The organism is Streptomyces sp. NPDC086989, from assembly GCF_044745505.1.
Lineage (GTDB): Bacteria > Actinomycetota > Actinomycetes > Streptomycetales > Streptomycetaceae > Streptomyces.
The window spans coordinates 1-3,042 of record NZ_JBIVAL010000054.1 but is presented as its reverse complement, the minus strand read 5'-3'; the positions used below and the strand labels follow the sequence as shown (position 1 = coordinate 3,042).

General features: G+C 69.1%; 2 protein-coding genes. One reads left to right on the top strand and one right to left on the bottom strand.

The window, feature by feature from the left end; translation table 11 throughout:
- Positions 1-91 precede the first annotated feature (91 nt).
- Complete coding sequence (locus ACIPK4_RS40065) at positions 92-1,378, bottom strand: hypothetical protein (RefSeq protein WP_402322901.1); 1,287 nt, start codon at positions 1,376-1,378, stop codon at positions 92-94.
- 191 nt (positions 1,379-1,569) lie between these two features.
- On the opposite strand from ACIPK4_RS40065, the gene ACIPK4_RS40060 reads away from it, so the two are divergent.
- Positions 1,570-2,850: a hypothetical protein gene (locus ACIPK4_RS40060; protein ID WP_402322898.1), complete on the top strand. Its 1,281-nt coding sequence runs from the start codon at positions 1,570-1,572 to the stop codon at positions 2,848-2,850.
- Positions 2,851-3,042: the final 192 nt, after the last annotated feature.

Here is a 3,042-nt window from a genome sequence, read left to right as displayed (position 1 = left end):
ACACATGCCATTTCCTCCGGCGTCACACCTCTTCAACGACACACCGCACCCACAGGACACGCACCAACAACACCAACCTGACCAAGCACTACTAGGGGGTGATGACCACCTGGTACGCCTCGCCTTGGAGGATGCGTTCGGACTGAACCTGACGGCCCACGGACCCCCCCGCCTTCTGGTTCACGTCTGAAGGGACATGGGCCCTGATGCAGGGCGCGACCGGTTCATCACGTACGACGTCTACCCGCCATGCGCCGCCGCCCACGTAGCGGGGGATGATCTCCGCACACATGGAGCCGAGCGTGCCGCCCTGGCGGGTCCTGGCGAAGGGGAACTCGTCACACTCATCATTCACGACAGTGGGGTCGGCTACGAAGGGCTTCGGGGGAGCTTTGCAGGTGTAGTAGCTCCTGCTCTTTGCCCTCGCTTCGTCACCGTCACGCGTAAGCGGCCTTTTTGCGGTGCCCATGGCGTTGTTGTCGCCCAGGTTGTTCTGCGCCCATTCGTAGGCCACTGCGGATGCCCCGTATTCGGACTTGCTGAGGACGACCCTGGCCAGGTTGTCGGTGGCGATGCAGCCGGGGCTTTGGCCGACCTGCCCGTCGCAGGCCACCGAGGCGCCCGCCCACTGCCCATAGCTGATGACGGGGTATACCCCGTCGGGGCTCTCCGTCTGGCTCTGGTAGGCGATCATGCTGCGCGAGCGCTCGCCACCGCCCCGGGTAGTGCTCTCGTAGGAGAGTTGCCCGGTCTGGTCCTCCGTGCCCGCGCTCAGCTCGATGGCCCCGCCGCCCCAGGCGGGCGGCCCCGGTATGCACGCGGTGCACGACGACGACAGAGCGAGTCTCACAGCGGAGACACCGTCGTACTTGCCAGCGTAGACGGCGATGTTCTCCAGCCACTTCACGCTCTTGTAGTCCAGCGCGGACCGGGCTGTGACCAGGAGTTCGGCGGTGCCGATCGTGTCACCCGCGCGGTTCTCAAGCACGTACAGGATGCCGTGTCGCATGCAGTAGGCGTGGCGGTTGGCGACGACGTCCTGGCGTTTGGTGGAGGTGCACAGCGCCTCCGGGCTGGCATCCGGGTCGTCCCCGGGGTCGACGCCGTCCCGGGGGGCAGCGGCGACCCCGGGGACGGCGGCGGTGCGGGCGCGGATACGGGCAAGATCCCCGGCGGTGACGGGCCGCTCCCTGATGCAGGTCCATGCCGCGCCCTGGCGTGCGAGCTTGGAGCCGGGGGCGGTGGCCGTGCAGGTGCCGTGGCTCTCGGGAGCCGCCGATAGTGGTGCGGCTGCGGCCGGTGAGATGCCCAGGGTGAGGAGGGCTGCGGTGAGGGCGAGCGAGGCTATCGCCGCGAGCAGGCGTGTGGCGTGTTTCAAAGGGTGGTCCCCCCTGTTCGGTGGCGTACGGGTCCGTTAGGGATGGAACCGGTCCGGCGCCCGTGCGCGCCAGGGGCGGAATAAGCCCATCTATGATCGTTTTTGGCCCGTTCGAGGCTCCCGCCACCATCCCCGTGGCCGCTACATTCACCCCTCGACCGAGCACACACGACCAGGTGGAAAGGGCAACGATGCGCCCCACACGACCCGTCAGCCGCATAGGCAGAGCGCTCACGGCCTGTGCGGTCTCGGCCGCTGTAGCCACTGTCGGCCTTGCCGTCACACCGGCCGCTGCCGCACCTGCCAAGTCCGCCGCCGCCACGCAGGTCAAGCCCGGCGACGTCTGCACGGCGGCCGACCTCGGCACACGTCACCCGTACATCAAGACGACCGAAGTCGCCCCGGAGATTACCCACTTCAAGGGCTGGTACGTCACCCAGGGCGCCACCGGCTACCAGAGCGTCACCACCAGCACCCAGACCACCATTTCGGTCTCCGTGGGCCTCAACGGCACCGTCCAGGGCAGCTTCGCCGTCGAGACCCTCGGCACCGTCGGAGCGAGCCTGGGCCTGAACGTTCAGGTCAGCTACTCCTCCACCAGCAGCGAGTCGAACACGGTCACGTGGAACTTCAACCGGCCCGGCTACTACGGCGTCTACAAGGGCACCAAGAAGGTCACCGGTACGTACGGAAGCCTCAACTGCAACCGCATCCAACAGGGCGGCGGCGGGTGGGCGTTGAAGTGGATCGAGGGGCCCGGCAGCGGCAGCTTCACCACCTACACCACCCTTGAGGAAGGCGCGGTGCGCTGCGAGGACACGGTGCCCGCCAACAGCATCATGGCCAAGGCAAAAGTCCTCCTCGACTGCGGCTCGCCCGCCGCGAAGGCCGAGCACCCGGCCGGTGCGGTAGCGCTGACGGCGAAGCAGACGCAGGACCGCCTCGCGCAGCACCCGGCCCCCACCACCGGCACGGCCGCCGAACAGCCCAAGGCCACCGGGCGCGGCGCGCCGGCCGCCGCTCTCAACTGTGAGCCCGGCGCCTACCGGATCGACGTCCCCGGCAAGCCCCTGAACTGGAGCGCACCGCTCCTGGCCAACGACGGCATCCGCCTGCGCGAATCTACGTTCTTCAGCGCGCACCTGGACAACTGGCGGCTGTGCAACGTGACGGAGAACAACGGAGTCCTCGAGGCGTCCCTGTGGAACTGGGGCAACGGCGGATGCGCGACCATCCCGGCGAACATCGCCAACCAGGAGCAGGCCTACCTGACGACGGCCAACTGCGGGGAGGACGACCTCCAGCGGTTCTACATCTACCGCGACGTGCCCGGCAGCTCGAAGATCGGTGTGCAGAACAAGTACACCGGCTCCATGATGGGCCACGACCGGTACGGGGACGGGGAGTTGATCCGCCAGTACTCCAGCGGCAGGCAGGACGGTACGGGTACGTACACCCTGACCGGAGTCTGACGGCCCACACCCCGTGAGGGGCCCCGCACGTGAACCCCCGACCTCCTGGTTCCGTGCGGGGCCCTCCGCGCCCCTACTCCGGCCCCGGGCGTGGGGGGCGGGGGGGGGGCCCCGCAAGGGCGGGCCCCCCCCCCCCCCCCCCCCCGGGGCCCGGGGGGCGCGGGGGGGGGGGCCCCCCCGGCGGGGGGGGCG